The sequence below is a fragment of the Microcoleus sp. S13_C5 genome, assembly GCF_036700845.1.
GTDB lineage: Bacteria > Cyanobacteriota > Cyanobacteriia > Cyanobacteriales > Microcoleaceae > Microcoleus.
On record NZ_JAUBPR010000128.1, the window covers coordinates 1 to 17,311 of the forward strand.

General features: G+C 46.1%; 16 protein-coding genes and 2 riboswitches. Of the genes, 6 read left to right on the top strand and 10 right to left on the bottom strand.

The features are described from left to right. Positions 1-49 precede the first annotated feature (49 nt). Positions 50-544: a hypothetical protein gene (locus tag QUA04_RS24300; protein ID WP_333261840.1), complete on the bottom strand. Its 495-nt coding sequence runs from the start codon at positions 542-544 to the stop codon at positions 50-52. After that, on the bottom strand, positions 537-749 hold the full coding sequence (locus QUA04_RS24305; protein WP_333044298.1) for a helix-turn-helix transcriptional regulator: 213 nt from the start codon (positions 747-749) through the stop codon (positions 537-539). The genes QUA04_RS24300 and QUA04_RS24305 overlap by 8 nt, the downstream gene beginning before the upstream one ends. Positions 750-1,136: 387 nt before the next feature. Between QUA04_RS24305 and QUA04_RS24310 the strand changes: the two genes are divergently transcribed. Next, complete coding sequence (locus QUA04_RS24310; RefSeq protein WP_333215091.1) at positions 1,137-1,742, top strand: DUF3038 domain-containing protein; 606 nt, start codon at positions 1,137-1,139, stop codon at positions 1,740-1,742. Positions 1,743-1,808: 66 nt separating this feature from the next. Continuing rightward, positions 1,809-3,392 carry a DUF4335 domain-containing protein gene (locus QUA04_RS24315; protein WP_333261846.1) on the top strand — a complete coding sequence of 528 codons (1,584 nt, stop codon included), beginning with the start codon at positions 1,809-1,811 and terminating at the stop codon, positions 3,390-3,392. 65 nt (positions 3,393-3,457) lie between these two features. Here the strand turns inward: QUA04_RS24315 and QUA04_RS24320 are convergent, their stop codons facing one another. After that, a complete protein-coding gene (locus tag QUA04_RS24320; RefSeq protein ID WP_333261850.1) occupies positions 3,458-4,810 on the bottom strand; it encodes a DUF3370 domain-containing protein in 1,353 nt (450 codons plus the stop codon). A 138-nt stretch (positions 4,811-4,948) separates the two neighbouring features. Further along, positions 4,949-5,872: a nucleoside hydrolase gene (locus tag QUA04_RS24325; protein WP_333261852.1), complete on the bottom strand. Its 924-nt coding sequence runs from the start codon at positions 5,870-5,872 to the stop codon at positions 4,949-4,951. A gap of 79 nt (positions 5,873-5,951) precedes the next feature. Between QUA04_RS24325 and QUA04_RS24330 the strand changes: the two genes are divergently transcribed. Together QUA04_RS24330 and QUA04_RS24335 are read left to right on the top strand one after the other, a co-directional pair. Then, on the top strand, positions 5,952-7,913 hold the full coding sequence (locus QUA04_RS24330) for a S9 family peptidase (protein ID WP_333261854.1): 1,962 nt from the start codon (positions 5,952-5,954) through the stop codon (positions 7,911-7,913). Positions 7,914-8,127: 214 nt separating this feature from the next. Further along, positions 8,128-8,346, top strand: a complete 219-nt coding sequence (locus QUA04_RS24335; protein ID WP_006632461.1) for a hypothetical protein — start codon at positions 8,128-8,130, stop codon at positions 8,344-8,346. 212 nt (positions 8,347-8,558) lie between these two features. Here the strand turns inward: QUA04_RS24335 and QUA04_RS24340 are convergent, their stop codons facing one another. The 4 genes from QUA04_RS24340 to ntrB all read right to left on the bottom strand — a co-directional run bounded on the left by QUA04_RS24340 (position 8,559) and on the right by ntrB (position 12,765). Beyond that, the gene (locus QUA04_RS24340; RefSeq protein ID WP_333261857.1) at positions 8,559-9,344 is read right to left on the bottom strand and encodes a universal stress protein; all 786 of its coding nucleotides are present in this window, start codon (positions 9,342-9,344) and stop codon (positions 8,559-8,561) included. Positions 9,345-9,390: 46 nt separating this feature from the next. Beyond that, on the bottom strand, positions 9,391-10,230 hold the full coding sequence (locus QUA04_RS24345) for a nitrate ABC transporter ATP-binding protein (RefSeq protein WP_333261860.1): 840 nt from the start codon (positions 10,228-10,230) through the stop codon (positions 9,391-9,393). 152 nt (positions 10,231-10,382) lie between these two features. Further along, positions 10,383-11,813 carry an ABC transporter substrate-binding protein gene (locus QUA04_RS24350; RefSeq protein ID WP_333261863.1) on the bottom strand — a complete coding sequence of 477 codons (1,431 nt, stop codon included), beginning with the start codon at positions 11,811-11,813 and terminating at the stop codon, positions 10,383-10,385. Positions 11,814-11,916: 103 nt separating this feature from the next. Then, complete coding sequence (gene ntrB, locus QUA04_RS24355) at positions 11,917-12,765, bottom strand: nitrate ABC transporter permease (RefSeq protein WP_333261866.1); 849 nt, start codon at positions 12,763-12,765, stop codon at positions 11,917-11,919. A gap of 99 nt (positions 12,766-12,864) precedes the next feature. Beyond that, a riboswitch (cyclic di-AMP (ydaO/yuaA leader) is annotated at positions 12,865-13,077 on the bottom strand. A 169-nt stretch (positions 13,078-13,246) separates the two neighbouring features. On the opposite strand from ntrB, the gene QUA04_RS24360 reads away from it, so the two are divergent. Then, complete coding sequence (locus QUA04_RS24360; protein WP_333261870.1) at positions 13,247-14,440, top strand: sensor histidine kinase; 1,194 nt, start codon at positions 13,247-13,249, stop codon at positions 14,438-14,440. Between the two features lie 86 nt (positions 14,441-14,526). Here QUA04_RS24360 and QUA04_RS24365 read toward each other — a convergent pair whose 3' ends face one another. Further along, entirely contained in the window at positions 14,527-14,844 is a 318-nt protein-coding gene (locus QUA04_RS24365; RefSeq protein ID WP_333261873.1) for a hypothetical protein, read from the bottom strand. A gap of 9 nt (positions 14,845-14,853) precedes the next feature. After that, positions 14,854-15,070: riboswitch (cyclic di-AMP (ydaO/yuaA leader) on the bottom strand. A 170-nt stretch (positions 15,071-15,240) separates the two neighbouring features. Between QUA04_RS24365 and QUA04_RS24370 the strand changes: the two genes are divergently transcribed. Further along, positions 15,241-16,437 carry a HAMP domain-containing sensor histidine kinase gene (locus QUA04_RS24370; protein ID WP_333261876.1) on the top strand — a complete coding sequence of 399 codons (1,197 nt, stop codon included), beginning with the start codon at positions 15,241-15,243 and terminating at the stop codon, positions 16,435-16,437. An 86-nt stretch (positions 16,438-16,523) separates the two neighbouring features. Here QUA04_RS24370 and QUA04_RS24375 read toward each other — a convergent pair whose 3' ends face one another. Then, entirely contained in the window at positions 16,524-17,237 is a 714-nt protein-coding gene (locus QUA04_RS24375; RefSeq protein WP_445242361.1) for an SLC13 family permease, read from the bottom strand. Positions 17,238-17,311: the final 74 nt, after the last annotated feature.

Genomic DNA, 17,311 nt, shown 5'->3' on the forward strand with positions numbered 1-17,311 from the left:
TTACTTGAACGGCTTAATTGGTAATCAGCGAAGACCTGCATGAGTATCATTACTCACTACAGAAGTGACATGCTCCCAACGAATCCTCCCCAGTGTAAACTTTCCAAGTCCCTACTTGGCACGCTGTAATAGCTGCGGGCAAATTATCTTGTCTAAGTATTAAAAATACGGGTTCGTAATTATAAGTACGAAGTAGTGGGCCATAAGATTTGAACTTTTTTAGTGTTCCAGAGTCTCCTGAGCCAATACGATATTTTGTATCTATTGCGTACCCATCAACAATCAGATCGCACGGCTCATCGCTTCCCACTTTAAATGCTGGCTGGAAACTACTGCAATATGTTTTACACGTTTCAGTAACTAACAATTGCCAACACATACCTAACTCACGTCCCCAATATTGCCTATTTTCTTTTTTTATTATTGGAGAAATACCAAAGACATCCATTAAAATATCGTGTTCTTCATTCTCTTCTGCATAAATTTTATCGGTAAATGAGTTTTGGTATCTTGCTAAAATTTGCTCTAGTCTTCTTTCAGTCATCAGCAGTTACCAGTTCAGCTAGACTAACGGATAATGCCTTGGCTATTTTGCTGGCATTAAGTAGCGTTATATTTCTTTCACCTCGTTCAACTGAACCAATATAGGTGCGATGTAATTCAGATAGTTCTGCAAGCTGATCTTGGGAAAGATTTCTGAGCTTTCGGAAATGTCTAACTTTTTTACCAAATTGCTCCGTAATATCCATAGATGGCGCCAGAGGAAGCAATGACAACTATAATCTGACAGACTATAAGTAGCGACAGACTATAAGTAGCATTCGAGAGCGCAGGATCTTTGCATTGATAATATAAGTCCCGATAGTTTCAAAGCACAGATTTGATTTCGGTCACTCTGCGGCGTAGGATGGTTAGAAGTAAAAATCTCTGGGTTTTGCGGATTGCGATCGATCGAACTTGAAGCCGCAACTTTATAACCCGCAACTCCGTCCAGCAGTTAGGATTGCCGGAATCAAAGCAAGGAGCTATGGAGACAACTTAACAGATGTGCTGTTGCCCACAGGCTGCAAAGCTTTCATCACTGCATACTGTTTGATATCCAGCCTCAACCTGTCTTAATTTCCCGTGCTGAAGCCATGCGCTCGACCGTAAAGCCCTCCGCTCCCACAAACGAAACGGGCCCATCTCCCAACTGGGAAGAATTGACCCAAAAAGCACCAGAACCTACCCAGTTGGACAACATTAAAGCCCAACTGGATTTAGTGCTGTTAGCCCTAGAAGCACTGGCAGAAATTGGCTCAGAGGCGATGCTCAAGGTAGCAGCCGAACTGAATTTAGAGCCAATGGTAGCCGATCGGGTAGCTTTGTGGCGGCTGCGCCAATCTAACCCGCTACGGAAAGGCCACGGAGGGCGCAAAAAACTAGATGTGGAGGAAGCTCGATCGCTCGTTTTGATAAGCTGTCATTTGGCAAAACAGCACCAAGCTTTAATCCGCCGCGCTGTTGCTTTGCTCGAACAAATGGCAGAGCAAAACCGCGAACCTCACACCATCGCTTTGCTGGGAGATTATATTGACAGGTTCAGCAACACTTATGGCTCGCGCATGGAAGATGCAGAAAATTTATCGGCCCGAGAGTTGACTGATTTGGCCCTCAAACTCCTGATCGATTTGCTATTTTACAGCAGTCCCGGCGGCCACCGCCGCCTCTGGCTGGCACTTCTAGATCGCGCTAAAAATTAAACAACAGTCAACAGTCAACAGCCAACAGTCAACAGTCAACAGTCAACAGCCAACAGACTTTCTGCTATGGTTCTCAAACGGTACACGCCCCCCACTTGCACGCTGGAAATTACAGCCAAAAGTTCGCCTCTATCTCGCTGGGCGGGCCAACCGGTGTTTAAATCTTTAAGTTTCGAGCTGCGACTCGACGACCCCAGGCTGCCAGATACCCAACACGTTACTCTCAGGGGCGATCGAATTCAACTCGAAACCCTCCACGAAGCTGTCAGCAACTACGTCCAAAACTTGCTCGGCGAATCCCGCGATTGGGACAGCAACCTCAACTCTCAAATCGGCAGTATCGCTGCTGGTCCAGACTCGCCAGAAGTCGCGCGTAACGCCGTCATATTTGATCGAGCCGTCAACACTTCCGAAGTAGCAACCTCCAACCCCTACTCTCTCCCAACCTCCTACCTTCCTGTTCCCCCCCGCTTAGAGCCCCGCGGCTTGCTGGCCCACAACTTGTTTTTAGGCTCTTTGAGCGCCGTAGAATCCGGGCCAGTAGTTCCCTTGAGCACCCTGCAACTATTTGACTTGGCCACAGCACTAGATGACTGCGCCGCCGAAGTGATGGCGCTTCCTAACCTCAACCGTGAGTCCCGACAACCGCTGTCCTCACCCTGGCTCAAGGTGGCAGCATTGCTGGTCGCCACCGCCGGCCTGACGACAGGAACTATCAAAATGCTCGAGCGACCCGCCACCTCCCCGCAAACCGCCACAGCCCCCGATCCCGCCCCCGCTCCAGGAAACCCCCAGCTAGCTGCCGGCGTCTCCCCCAGTCCAGTTCCCGCCCTACCGACACCCCCAGCACCAACACCCGCAGCCACACCAGGTTTACCACCGCTGCCGCCCCCGCCCATCAACACTGCGGCTTCCCCCAGCCCCAGCTTACCTCCCATCGCCCTCGCCCCAACTCCAGCCACCAACAAACCCAGCCCCATCCAGCAGCCACCCCTGCTATTTCCCGCCAACGGCAGCGCAGCCAGCGCCCCACAGAGCGCCCCAGCATTCCCTCAAGGGCAAACAATCACAATTCCCGCCCCCGAAGAACCGCCCATTTCCGCCCCCCAAGCACCCGCACCAGTACCCTACGTGCTGCCCCCCCTACCGCCGAGACTAGCTCCCGCCGTACCGCCCCCCCTGCCGCCCTCCCTGTCTGCTTCCCGATTTCCCGTTCCCCCGCCGCAACCCTTCCCCAGCCCCATCAAGCCGATTGTCCCTCCCACCAGTACCGAACTCCCAGCTCTTGAGGACGCTCAACCATCCACCGAGTCCGAGGACAACAACCAGGCTGCGGCGAGCAAAAAAAACCGCACTTTATTTGATACAATTCCTCAAGTTTCAGAAGCTAGAACTTACTTTGAGGAACGCTGGAAGCCTCCAGAAGGAATGGAACAAACTTTGGAATACAGCGTGCTGATCGATGAAAATGGGTCAATTCAAAGTATTGTGCCGATGGGAAAAGCAGCAGCAGATTATATCGATCAAACTAATATGCCATTAGTAGGCGAGCCGTTTGTTTCTGCCGTTTCAAATGGAAAAAAACCGAAAATTCGAGTGGTTTTGAGACCAAACGGTCGAGTACAAACCTTTTTAGAAGAGAGTGATTAAACGCTCTCAAACACATTATCCAGATGGGAAATCCCGGTTAATTGCTAATCTTAAACAAGTTCAAATCAAATTAAATTTGTTCTCACTGTCAAAACTTGTGGCGGCGACGCATCGGGCGGATAAATAAAATCCACTTCTACAAGTCGCTTTTCTCCCGATTTCATCTCTAGTTTTACCAAAGGTTCCCCCTGCTGTCCCCGCCGCTGGACTAAATGCACGTAGCGAGTTTGAGGCACTTTATTGTCATCAGTATAACGCACTCTGACCGTCCCCCTAAAAAAAGTTTGAGGTGCCGGAGGTTCTAAAAAACTAAGTCCTCCTGAAGTTAATTTGTCTGTCTTAATAGGAGTTTGAATCGCGACAGTTACAGTTTGATTTTTGCTGGTAGAATTGTACAGCGGCAAGCTGAGATTGTATTGAATTCCGTAATTGCCGTGGGCGCGGTATGCTGTATCTGGGTAGCGGACGAGCATCCTCGCACTTTGCACTTGATTTGTGCCCAGCATTCCGCGCGGGAGGGTGCTTAATGCGTAGGAAAATGCTGTTCCGGGTTGGGGAATTGCTAGGTTTGAGGTGGCTTGGTTGTCTGAGAGAAGTGCTCGCCATTCTGAACCTAATGCTACACCAGCAACTCGGCCGTAAATTACTTGACCTTCGGTGATTTCCGGCGGTGTGGGAGTTCGATCGCGCGGCCCGACTATATTACCATTGTCTAATAAGTTTTGCCATTCTGCTAAGTTGGGCGATCGCTCGTTTCCCTGTGCATCAACTCGGGCAAACCTCGCCAGACTGGCAACATAGACTATACCATCGCTCCGCAACCGCATCAAGGTCGATCGACCGTTTAGCGCCGGTACCAATCCCCGCACGGGTATCGGATGATTCATCAACAGTTGGCTTTTTCCCGGTGGAATAATTAACTGCGGCTCAAAGTCAGACTGTCTCCTTCCTCTGAGAATATCATTCACAGCGCGACTTCCCGGCCCCGCGTAAATATTACTGTTTGAATTATCGACTTGCGGCGGCAATTCAATAAAAGGTGCATCGGGTTGACTGAGATAACTCGCAGCTTGCAATATATCTAATGTTACAGGTGTATTGCCCGGATTATAAACAATTACTCCTTGATACAATGTCCGCAAATCTTCCGGGGAAGGTGCGCGGGCTATGTGGTGGGCAAATATGTCGAAACGTCCTTGAAACGGAAAGTTTAAATGTGCCGCCGGAAATCTTTTACCATCCGGGGAAAATGTCGAAAGCAAAATTCCTTCTTGCAGCACTAATTCGGGGCTGTTGCTGTTAAATACTGGTATGTTGTCTAACTGTCCGGGGAGAGGTCGCACTTCTTGAATTTGGAGGATTTCTTGAGGTGCGGGAGGGGTTTGGGCTAAGGGGATAATTGATAGAATTGGCAGCATTTTTGAGATGAGTTTTTTTTTACCGCAGAGGGCGCAGAGGGCGCAGACAAAGAGAGGGAAGAGAAGAACACGTAAATATTCGCGTTAGGGCGGGTTTTGTACGGATATTTTGCCCACTTCTAGCAGATATTGTGATTTTTACCTCGCCCACTGTTGTAATATGTAATTGTAAAATTTGGCGGTGTCTACTTTATCCATTGCTTGAATTTTTCGCCCTCCACTTTTAACTTTTGTGCGTCCTTGGCTGATGCCTTCGGTAATAATTTCTGTTTCCCATTCTCGCAGTTGGTAAAATTCGGGATGCGCTAAATAAGCGGTTGCCAAAATGTCCCAAAAATAGTAATCTTGAGATATTGCGAGGGCATAACACTGTCCTGCTAAGTCGGAAATGGGATATTTGCGCTGTCTTGCTAAAAGATTGGAAAATTCGACTGTCAGCGGTACATTATTCGTGATATCTAAAGGACACATGACAACGGGAATTTGGGTTTGCCAAATTCTCTCGATGGCTATCGGGTCCCAGTAAGCATTCCATTCCGCCGACATATCTTGTCCGGGTTCCATATCTTTGCTAACATTGCCGATAACATTGAGGGCGCCTCTCATCCAGATAATTTCTTGAATTTTGCTTTCAATTTCTGGGGCGATATCTAAAGCTTGCGCTACTGTTGTTAACGGCCCCGTTACCATTAATGTGACTGCTGCGGCTGCATCTTGCAAAACTCGCACCATAAAGTTTTGTCCGGGTTCTGATATTAACGGCGTGTCAATGGTTTCTTTTTCATTTAGAATGGGAAGTCGATCGACTGCAAAGGAATCTCGCCTAAATAACACCGGAAATGGGTTGAGTCCCCGCACCGTACTCGCCGCCACCGGAACTTCTGAACGCCCCATTAAATCGAGAATTTTGCGCGTAGCACTCACGGCCGGTTGAATGTAGCAGTCCGCAGGAGTTACAATTACTCCCAGAGTTTCGACTTCCTCCATTGTCATCAGCAACACGACTGAGAGATAGTCGTCAACTGCACCGTCGTGATCCATGAGTACGAGTTTTTTTGACATTTTGCTTCCCCGGTGGCTGAATTAGTGTAAAGTACAAATATTAATTTTTTTGTGCGAGAAACACAACTGCCTCAACTATATGAATACAGTATCACCTTACGGCTCTTGGAAATCACCTATTTCTTCCGATTTAATTGTTTCTGGAACTGTCGGACTCGGACAAATTGCTATTGACGGCGATGATATTTACTGGGTTGAGGGAAGGCCTTCGGAAGCGGGAAGAAGCGTCCTCGTGCGGCGCACTCCTGACGGTACAATCGACGACGTAACACCGCATCCTTTTAATGTTCGCACTCGCGTTAACGAATACGGCGGCGCTGCTTTTGCAGTTGCTGGCGGTGTTGTCTATTTTTCTCATTTTGCTGACCAACGTATTTATGTTCAAACATTAGATTCTCAACCCGAACCTCTGACACCTGCTGTTAATTCTCGCTATGCAGATGCGATAGTTGACAAGCAACGAAATCGCCTGATTTGCGTGCGCGAAGACCATGCAGGTGAGGGCGAACCTGTCAATACTATTGTTAGCATTAATTTAGATAACGGCGAAGATATTCAAATCTTAACTCAGGGCAATGATTTTTATGCTTCCCCTCGTTTAAGTCCAGATGGTTCTCTACTTTCCTGGATTTGTTGGAACCATCCAAATATGCCGTGGGATGGCACAGAATTGTGGGTGGCAGAAATTAAGGCTGACGGTTCTTTAGGTGAAAAATACTTAGTTGCTGGCGGGGTTGAGGAGTCGATTTTTCAACCGGAATGGTCGCCCGATGGAGTTTTGTATTTTGTTTCTGACAAGTCGAACTGGTGGAATTTTTACCGCTGGCAATCTAGAACCCCCCTCAATCCCTCCTTGGTAAGGGGGGAAGCAGAGATAGAAACCAGCTTGTGCGAAATGGCGGCTGAATTCGGACTCCCCCAGTGGGTTTTTGGAATGTCTACTTATGCCGTTGTCTCGGAAAGCAAAATTATTTGCACCTACACTCAGCAAGGCCTGTGGTATTTAGCGAGTCTTGATTTAACGACTAAGCAGTTGACAACAATTGAAACGCCTTACACTGATATTTCTTCGCTCAAAGGGCGGGGAGAAACTGTTGTTTTTCTGGCCGATTCGCCGACTGAATCTACTGCTATTGTACAACTCGATTTAGCAACAAGGCAACTAGAAATCTTGCGGAAATCGAGCAATTTAAGCATCAATTCTGGTTATCTTTCTGAACCGGAACCTATCGAATTCCCCACGGAAAACAATTTGACTGCTTTCGGTTTCTTCTATCCCCCGAAAAATCAAGATTTCGCAGCACCTGCCGGTGAAAAACCGCCGCTTGTCGTCAAAAGTCACGGCGGCCCAACTGCTGCTACTTCTAGCAGCATGAATTTGAAAATTCAATATTGGACGAGTCGCGGTTTTGCCGTACTCGATGTTAATTACGGCGGCAGCACTGGTTACGGTCGAGAATACAGAAAAAGACTGCAAGATAGTTGGGGGATTGTCGATGTTGACGACTGCGCTAACGGTGCTAAATATTTAGCTCAAAAAGGTTTAGTTGATGGCGAAAGAATGGCGATCGCCGGAGGCAGCGCAGGGGGGTACACTACTCTGTGCGCTCTTACTTTCCGCGATGTGTTTAAGGCCGGTGCGAGCTATTATGGAGTTAGCGATTTGGAAGCTTTGGCAACGGATACTCACAAGTTTGAAGCGCGCTATCTGGATGGATTGATTGGGCCTTATCCTGAAAGAAAAGATTTGTATGTAGCTCGTTCGCCGATTCATTCCGCCGAACGTTTATCTTGTCCCGTTATCTTCTTTCAAGGATTAGAAGATAAAGTGGTTCCGCCCAATCAAGCGGAAATGATGGTAGAGATATTGAAAGCTAAAGGTTTGCCGGTTGCTTATGTTGCTTATGAAGGGGAACAGCACGGTTTTCGCCGCGCTGAAAATATTAAAAGAACTCTGGACGGCGAATTCTATTTCTATTCGCGGGTGTTTAAGTTTGAGTTAGCTGAACCTGTGGAGGAAGTTGCGATTTACAATCTTTAGAAAAGATAAAGCTTGCAGTTGCTCGGTCTTCCCTAAAAGGCACCTGCAAGCTCTATCATAATTCGCAAATTTTAAATGTGATTTACTTCACAAATTTTGCTGTTTATTGTCACACCTTTAAAGGGAATACAGCTATAAATTTTTATAGTGCGATCGCCTTTTGTTAATGCAGAAACGCTCGATCGCGCGATCGTCGAGTAGAGAGTCAATTACTATGCAAACTCCTGTCCACCTGATTCCATCTGCTTTGGGCGAGCTGTTTGCCGAAGTGAATCAAAATGGCTACATTACTCTAGCCGATAGGTACGGTTTGATGGCTGCTATTTTCGACGAAAATTTGACTGAGGAAGACAAACGCTCGATCGATCGGCTGCTGCGCTCTGTGTGCCGGGGAAGGATAAAATTAGTTAACGAACTGTCTATGATCAGATAAGTGACGATAATTTTCTTGAAGAGTAATTTTAAACATCTAAATAATCAAAAAAAAGTCCCAATTGTATCGTAATTGGGGCTTTGGGGGAGGAAACTATTGTTATTTTTTGATCGATATACAACTTACGCAAAAAAAGGTTGGGCGCGCGAATTATAGTCGTAGGGTGTGCTGCACCTTGCATAATTAGATTCTGGCCCAACCAGTGAACAAGTTTAACGTGCAAGTATAGTTGTCGCCAACTGTAACTTGCTCAAACTTTCTTCAGGCTGAACATCCATCTGATAGCTGAGTGCCGAAGGAATCCCGAGTACGCAGCAGGGAAAATTATTGCCTAGTTCCCTAACCAGCGAGTGGTTGGCCGAATCGCAGCCCAAAAACAGTAAATTTGCTGATTCTAATTCAACCACCTTTCTCAGTTCTGTAGCAACCCGCCCGATGCGTAAATGAGCTTTGAATAAACCGCGCCACTCCTCAGCCAAACAGCGCGCTTGCCACAGCAATTTATCTGCTACCTCGTACTCATTATTTTGACCATAAATTGCTTGTAAATAATGAGGCTCTATCCAATTTTTTTGCTGGGATACCGATGGGATTTCGGTTGGTAAAGCGAGCGCAGGGGCTGCACAATTAAGGGCGAATGTTTCCTCTAAATCAGAGACTTTCTGATGTGCAGCCAAGGCATTTGCTACAGCAACTTGGCAAGTATCTTCGCGGTAACTTTTTGACGATTCGTCGATCACGTAGACGACTTGAACCGTGACTTCCTTAGTTGTTACTAAACGAGTTTGATGCGCCATCCAAAGGGTAATATCCAGAGCTATTTGACTTTGGGGAGAACTGTTGTAACCGACAATAAAATTGATTGTTTTTGCCTGTTTAGGAGATTTTGATTTCTTAGAAATCGGTACTTTTGGCTCCGGCAGCAACACCATTTCTTCTGCTAAATTTTGGTATCCCAAGGCACTTTCAAAACGCGCTAACATTGTTTTGAGCTTCACAGGCTTGACCTCTCTTAAGTGAATTGTTTGGTCTGTCCGTCGGGCGTTATTCGTCTTGGGTAAAGTAGCGATCGAGAAAATTCAAAGCATAGTTGCGGAGTTCGTAATACTCCTGGGATTCCCGCAACTCGTGGCGATCGCGCGGGCGCGCAAACGGCACTGACAAAATTTCACCTATCGTCGCAGCCGGGCCGTTGGTCATCAGCACAATGCGATCGGACATATATATAGCTTCATCCACATCGTGAGTAATCATCATTGCAGCTTGTCTGTGATTTTCCCAGATATCCAGCACCTGTTTCTGCAACTTGCCGCGAGTCAGAGCATCCAGCGCTCCAAACGGTTCGTCCATTAATAACATTTTCGGTCGAATCGCCAAAGCTCGTGCAATCCCAACCCGCTGTTTCATGCCCCCTGAAATTTTGTCTGGATATTTATCGGCTGCTGCCGTTAAGTTTACCATTGCTAGGTGTTCGTTGACAAGACTAATCTTCTCGGGACGGCTAAGACTTTGCAAAACTTCATCAACTGCCAGCCGAATATTTTCCCGCACCGTCAGCCAAGGCAGCAATCCGTAGTGCTGAAATACCATCATGCGATCGGCTCCCGGTTTGCGAATTTCTTTTCCTTCCAGTGTCACCATTCCCCCGCTCTGTTTTTCCAAACCAGCCACTATTTTTAGCAGCGTTGATTTGCCACAGCCAGAGTGACCGATTACCGAAATAAATTCGTTTTCTCCAATACTTAAATTGATATTTTCCAAGACGCTAAATTCTGTACCGTCACCATTTTTGTAAGACTTGAACAAATTGTCTATTTCCAGAAATAGACGATCGCTCTTGACGAAATTTTTGGTACTCGTAGAAGTAGAGGTGTATTGACTCACGGTATTCTCCTAAAAAGTAGTAAAGTGTTAATTAACTTTTTTGGCTATTGCCTAAATCCTAAAATTGGGCAGTCGGTTTCAACCGACTTTAGCTATTAGCCAGGGAATAAATTCCCTGGCGGGACATTAGGAAAAGCGCAAAATCTCAAAGATTAAGACTGAAAAAAAGACTGAGGGCGGTTTGCTCGAATTTCAAAACTATTCACATAGCCCACCGGATCGCTCGGATCAAATGCCTTTTTATCAATGAAAAGTTCCGCAGGTTCCACTTGGTAATCCTCCTGGGGACAATCGATGCCCATTTCGGCAACAATCTTGCGGTAAAGGTCGGTTCTCCAAGCTTTTTTAGCTAATTCCTCAGCATTTTTTGGCACTTCTTTAATCTGTCCCCAGCGAGCGGCTTGAGTCATCAACCAGAGACTGTGAGACTGCCACATAAATGTTGAATGATTCCCGGGTATTTGAGGCAAATTCTTAGGAATGTCATAGAAAATAGTTGCATCTTCCGATTGTATGGTGCGGTCTTTTTCGTCAAACCCTCCATAGTTGTAGTCGCCAACTATTGCCGGTCGCGTAAATTTGTCGATCGCCCCTTTTTTCGGTTTCGCCCCCGTAAACGATCGCTCAGTCAGCAGCGCCGATATTTCACTGCGATTTTCCGGCTTGCTGCAATACTGACAAGCTTCCACCATTGCCTTAACCAGCGAGTAATAAGTCTTCGGATTTTCCTCAATGAATGATTCCATTACTCCCAAAAGGCGATCGGGATGTCCCAGCCAAACTTCCTTGCCTTGCACGAAGGTAAAACCCACTCCCAAATTCCCTTGAATTGCCCGCGTATTCCAAGGTTCGGCCACCATGTAAGCCTGCATGGCGCCAATCCTGATATTAGTTACCATCTGCGGCGGCGGCACAATAATTACCCGAAATTCTTTGAACGGATTGACACCCGCAGCCGCCGATATGTAGCGGACAAAGTATTCGTAAATCGCAGAACTCAGAACAACTGCCCAAACTCTTTTTTCCGGCGGCTGACTGTCAAAAAAGGCTCGAAATTGTTTGCCAAATTCTTCTAAATTGCCGTTGTATTCGTGCCAGGGGCGCAAACCGAAATCCCACATAGCTTTGTTCATCGTCATGGCGTTGCCGTGGCGGTGAATTGTCATTGCCGCGCACAGGGGTGCGTGGCGCGCTCCTTCGGCGCCAATTCGGGCGTTTGTGACTGCGCCGGATACGACTGGGGAGGCGTCGAGGCGGCCGAAGATTACGCCGTCGCGGGAGGTTGCCCAGCTTGCTTCGCGGTTGAGTTGGACGTTTAAACCGTATTTGCGGAAAAAGCCTTTTTTCCAGGCGATCGCAAATGGCGCACAATCGTTAACCGGCACGTATCCTACGGTTAAATTTGGTTTTTCTAAGGTTCGGGAATCGACAACCGGCTTTACGGCTAAGGCGTCTTCTGTGAGTCCTTTTGCTGATCGATCCGCGCTAATTCCACAACTAGATAAAGCCATTCCCGCCGCCGCCGAGCCCATTCCTTGCAAAAACTCGCGGCGCTTCCATTCATTGGAAAACTTGTCACTCATATTTAATTTGATTAATGACTGTTAACTGTTGACTGTTGACTGTTGACTGTTAACTGTTGACAACTGACAACTGCTTTCCTAACAACTGCAAACTGCAAACGGACTAATGATTAATGACCGAGCGGTGCGTTACCAATTCCTGAATTTTGTCAACAGCAGCGTCGAGCAACAATCCAGTTATGCCAATTACAAACACCGCTAAAAAGACCGAACTCAGATTCAAACGGCTCCACTCATCCCACACAAAAAAGCCAATTCCCACACCGCCTGTCAGCATTTCCACCGCCACAATCACCAGCCAAGCGATCCCCAAACTAATCCGCAAACCTGTAAAAATGTATGGCAAACTTGCAGGCCAAATTATCTTAGTAATCCGCCTCCAGCGCGGCATTTCCAACACTCGCGCCACATCCAGATAATCCTTGGAAACGCTAGAAACTCCCAACGCTGTGTTAATAATTGTCGGCCACAAAGACGTAATGAATATGACAAAAATTGCCGACGGATCTGCTAAATTAAAAATTGATAGAGCTATGGGCAGCCAAGCTAGCGGCGACACTGGTTTGAAGATTTGAATCAGCGGATTGAGCGCCATCATTGCTGGTTTCGACATCCCGATGAGAAATCCCACGGGAATCGCAACTGCTGCACCCAGAAAAAATCCCACCAACACCCTACGCAAACTCGCTAGCAGCAGCCAGCCAATGCCTAAATCTCCAGGCCCGCGCTGGTAAAATGGATGCAATATGTAATCTAAATTAGCGACTAACGCCTGATAGGGAGTGGGAATCAAATCGCTTTTGAAGCTGGCAACAATCCACCACAGACCAAGAATTCCCAAAAAACCCGCAGCAGGTAACAAAACAGCATCTCGGATGACAACGGGTTTGACCCGCTTCCACGCTGCAACTCCTGCAACTGCGATCGCAGATAAATTAAGCTGTATGAACATTTCAAACTCCTTCAGAGTCAGGGCAGGTACAAGAATCTTGAACAATACCAACCTGAGACACTGACGAAGCCAAACTATCTTGTTCAGAAAGTTGGCTTTTCAGTCTCTTCTCAATGCCTGCGAAGTTAGCTGACGGGCTAGGACTGAGAGATGTCCTTCTCTAAAGATTTCAAAATCAAAAATTACACTCAAATTTGGTACTTTTTAACTTTGCTTTTTAATTCTCTAGAGATTCGCCCCGAAAATTGGTTCCTCCGCTCCAGCCAGACGCTTGGTTTGATCGCGCAGTGCTGGATTAGGCTTGACTTTTTAAGCCAATTTAACATAAGGTAGCACTAGATTATTATATTGTCAATATGTCTTTAGGAGTAGCTATTTGTGATCGGCCGATCCCAAAAGTTGAGAGAAAATTCAAAAAGTTAATTATTAAAGTAATCTAGAGATATAAAATACGATCTCTTACTTGATTTATATAAAAGCAATGATAGATTTTAGCCAAGCGTTACAAGATCAAATTGACATAATTATCGAAAACTGGATCGAAGCTGTTCGGGGCGACGAGGAAATCGACACCGCTAAGCAACTCACCTACGATTCCGTGCGCGACAGCCTTCCCATCGTACTGCAAGCGATCGTAACTATGCTGTCCGAATCAGAAGAAAGCGACTTTCGGGCAGTCATACAAGAAAGTTTAGACCACGGGACTGTCAGGGCACAACAAGGCTACGATGCCCAAGAAATTGCGCGGGAATACCGCTTGCTGCGGAGCGTAATTTTCGATGCTTTAGAGCCAGAATTTCTAAAAGGCTCAGGCGCTGAAGTTAACCGAGCTTATCGCTTAATTGACAGTGCCCTCGACGAAGCAATTGCTGACTGTTTCCAAACCTATACCCAGGCAAGATTCCAAGAACTACAGGAGTTGCAAAACCAATTGCAACTTACAAATCAAGAGCTGACTCGCTTACTTCGCGCCAGTCAAGAGAATATATCTCACTTAGCTCACGAATTGAAAACCCCCCTCACCTCTATTATTGGCTACTCACAATTGTTTTTGCGCCAAATAAACAATCCTAGAGTTAAAGATTCGGCTCCGAATTTGGCACATATTGATAAAGTCCTCAACAACGGCAGACTATTACTTAGATTAATTAACGATACTCTCGAAATCTCGCGGTACGACACGGGACGCATAAAATTGCAGCTAAGTGCCACAAATCTGCGATCGGCGATCGGCACTGTTGTCGAAATAATCGAGCCTTTGGCCAAAGCAAAAAATTTAGAGATCGCCCTTGAATGCGATCCGGTTCTCGATCAAGTTATGACAGATTACTTGCGCTTGCAGCAAATTATCACCAACTTGGTGAGCAACGCCATTCGCTACACCCAAGCTGGTACTATTACCATAAAAACCGAATTATTGCCAGACCAACATTGGAGTATCTGCATCACCGATACAGGCATTGGCATTGCTTCAGAAGACTGCGATCAGATTTTTCAGCCATTTTTTCGGGCCAACAACTCCCTGGGTTCTGTGATTCCTGACAGTACCGGCTTAGGGCTAGCAATTGTCGCTCGATTAGTCAACCTCTTGCAAGGTAAAATCGAATTAGTTTCTGAAGTAGGAGTTGGCACTTCCTTCACTGTAATTTTCCCCTTAGAATTGGATGGAGTTTAGATTACTGTTAACTGTTGACTGTTGACTGTTGACTGTTGACTGTTGACTGTTGACTGTTGACTGCCAACTAATGACTAATGACTTCTTCAAATCAGAAACAGAAGAGTTACATAAATAGCCGCAGTTATTAATTGCACCGCCATCACAGGCAGCCCGTAACGCAGAAAAGTTTGAAAAGAAATCCGGCGCCCGTGCTGCTCGGAAATTCCCGCCGTCGGCAACAAAACTGCATCTCGGATGACAACGGGTTTTACCCGCTTACACGCTGCAACTCCTGCAAGTGCGATCGCAGATAAATTAAGCTGTATGAAAATTTTAAACTCCTTCAAAGTCAGGGCAGGTACAAGAATCTTGAACAATACCAACCTGAGACACTGACGAAGCCAAACAATGTTTTTCAGCAATTTGGCTTTTCAGTCTCTTCTCAATGCCTGCGAAGTTAGCTGACGGGCTAGGACTGAGAGATGTCTTTCTCTACATAATTAATGGTTAAAAATTACACTCACTCAAACTTGGCAATTTTTAACTTTGCTTTTTAATTTTGTAGAAATTAGCCCCGAAAATTGGTGCCTCCGCTCTAGCCACACGCTTGGTTTGATTGCGCGGTGCTTGATTAGGCTTGACTTTTTAAGCCAATTTCACTTAAATAATCACGAGCTTATAGTTTTGTCAATAGGTCTTTAGGAGTAGCTATTGGCGATCGGCAAAGCCCAAAAGTTGACAAACAATTCAAAAAATTAATTATTAAACTAACCTAGAGAGATAAAATGCGATCGCCCACTTATTTCTCTACTTGAGCCATGAGAGACTTTAGCCTCGCGCTGCAAGATCGAATTGACATAATTATACAAAACTGGATCGAAGCTGTACGCTCCGACGACCAACTTGAAACCGCTAAGGAACTCACCTACAATGGCGTGCGCGACAGCGTTCCAATGGTACTGCAAGCGATCGTAACCATGCTTTCCCAATCCCAAGAGAGCGACATTCGCACACTCGTAGAAAAAAGTTTAGAACACGGAACTCTCAGGGCAAAACAAGGCTACGACGCCGAAGAAATTGCGCGGGAATACCGCTTGCTGCGCTGGGTAATTTTCGATGCTTTAGAGCCAGAATTGTTCAAAGCCTCTGCCAGAGAAGTCAGCAGAGCTTACCGCTTAATTGACACGGCGCTCGACGAAGTAATTGCTAAATGTTTCCAAACCTTTACCCAGGAAAGATTCCAAGAACTAAAGGATTTGCAAAACCAATTGCAACTTACAAATCAAGAACTGACTCGCTTAGTTCGCGCCAATCAAGAGAACTTATCTCACTTAGCTCACGAATTAAAAACTCCCCTCACCTCTATTATCGGCTACTCAGATTTGTTTTTGCGCCAGCAACAAAACTATTCAGAAATTAAAGGTTCTGTTCCCAATATAGGACATATTGATAGAGTTCTCAACAGCGGCCGACTGTTGCTGAGATTGATCAACGATACTCTGGAAATTTCGCGGTACGAATCCGGACAAATAAAGTTACAGCTAGCTGCAATCAGCCTGCCAGAGGTACTCAACAATGTTGTTGAAATAATCGAGCCTTTAGCGAAAGCAAAAGGTTTAGAGATAGCTGTTGAGTGCCATCTCTCAGACGATAAAGTGGTGACAGATTGCTTGCGCTTGCAGCAAATCATCACAAACTTAACCAGCAACGCCATTCGCTACACTACAGCCGGTACTATTACAATAAAAAGCGAACTTTTGCCAGATAAATATTGGACAGTAACTGTCTCAGATACAGGAATTGGCATTGCTCCTGAAGACTGCGAGCGGATTTTTCAACCCTATTTTCGAGCCGACAACTCCCTGATCTCTGGCATTCCTGACAGTACCGGCTTAGGGCTAGCAATTGTCGCTCGATTAGTCAAGCTCTTGCAAGGTAAAATCGAATTAGTTTCTCAAGTAGGAGTTGGCTCCTCCTTCACTGTAATTTTTCCCTTAGAATTGGATGGAGTTTAGATTACTGTTAACTGTTGACTGTTGACTGTTGACTGTTAACTGTTGACTGTTGACTGTTGACTGCCAACTAATGACTAATTACTTCTTCAAATCAGAAACCGAATAGTTACATAAACAGCCGCAGCCACCAATTGAACCGCCATCACAGGCAGCCCGTAACGCAGAAAAGTTTGAAAAGAAATCCGGCGCCCGTGCAGTTCAGAAATTCCCGCCGCCACTATATTAGAAGAAGCTCCTACCAAAGTGCCGTTTCCGCCTAAAGTTGCTCCGTACATCATCGCATAAAACAGTGGCAGCACAGCAGGTGGAAACTGCCCTGCAAAATCGGGAGCCAGCACCTCTGTCGGTGCGAGCCCGATATTGACAACATACTGTTTTAGCAGTGGCACCATCGCCACTACCAACGGAATATTTGGCACCACGCTCGACATCAAACCCACAAAAAATAACAAAACTAAAGAACCCAGAAAAATATTTTTACCTAAAATCACTGCTAATATTCCAGATATATTGCCGATAACTCCAGTTTTTTCCAAACCGCCAATCAGCACAAAGATAGACATAAAAAATAGCAGTGTACTCCAATCTAAATCCCGCAAAATATTATTAACAGAATCAATTTGGGAATGGTGAGCTAAAAGCATTGCCAAAGCAGCCCCCAACAAAGCAACCGCTGCCGGTGAAATAGGGACGGGCAGAGACTCTCCTATGACAAAAAATGTCAGTACGAAAGCTATAATTAAGCCGCCCACTGCTAAAACTCGTGGGTGATTGATTTTTGGGTGCGACAAATGTTCCAACCCACATTCCGCAGATATTCAAGCAGAAGGAAAGGAAGATAGATTCGGAAACACAAAACTCCCAAACGATTGCC

Excerpts from the sequence above, each read along its gene's own strand:
- QUA04_RS24335 (WP_006632461.1), top strand. The coding sequence starts at position 8,128 with ATGCAAACTCCTGTCCACCTGATTCCATCTGCTTTGGGCGAGCTGTTT.
- QUA04_RS24370 (WP_333261876.1), top strand. The coding sequence starts at position 15,241 with ATGAGAGACTTTAGCCTCGCGCTGCAAGATCGAATTGACATAATTATA.
- ntrB (WP_333261866.1), bottom strand. The coding sequence starts at position 12,765 with ATGTTCATACAGCTTAATTTATCTGCGATCGCAGTTGCAGGAGTTGCA.
- QUA04_RS24325 (WP_333261852.1), bottom strand. The coding sequence starts at position 5,872 with ATGTCAAAAAAACTCGTACTCATGGATCACGACGGTGCAGTTGACGAC.
- QUA04_RS24320 (WP_333261850.1), bottom strand. The coding sequence starts at position 4,810 with ATGCTGCCAATTCTATCAATTATCCCCTTAGCCCAAACCCCTCCCGCA.
- QUA04_RS24300 (WP_333261840.1), bottom strand. The coding sequence starts at position 544 with ATGACTGAAAGAAGACTAGAGCAAATTTTAGCAAGATACCAAAACTCA.
- QUA04_RS24315 (WP_333261846.1), top strand. The coding sequence starts at position 1,809 with ATGGTTCTCAAACGGTACACGCCCCCCACTTGCACGCTGGAAATTACA.
- QUA04_RS24360 (WP_333261870.1), top strand. The coding sequence starts at position 13,247 with ATGATAGATTTTAGCCAAGCGTTACAAGATCAAATTGACATAATTATC.
- QUA04_RS24350 (WP_333261863.1), bottom strand. The coding sequence starts at position 11,813 with ATGAGTGACAAGTTTTCCAATGAATGGAAGCGCCGCGAGTTTTTGCAA.
- QUA04_RS24330 (WP_333261854.1), top strand. The coding sequence starts at position 5,952 with ATGAATACAGTATCACCTTACGGCTCTTGGAAATCACCTATTTCTTCC.
- QUA04_RS24310 (WP_333215091.1), top strand. The coding sequence starts at position 1,137 with ATGCGCTCGACCGTAAAGCCCTCCGCTCCCACAAACGAAACGGGCCCA.
- QUA04_RS24305 (WP_333044298.1), bottom strand. The coding sequence starts at position 749 with ATGGATATTACGGAGCAATTTGGTAAAAAAGTTAGACATTTCCGAAAG.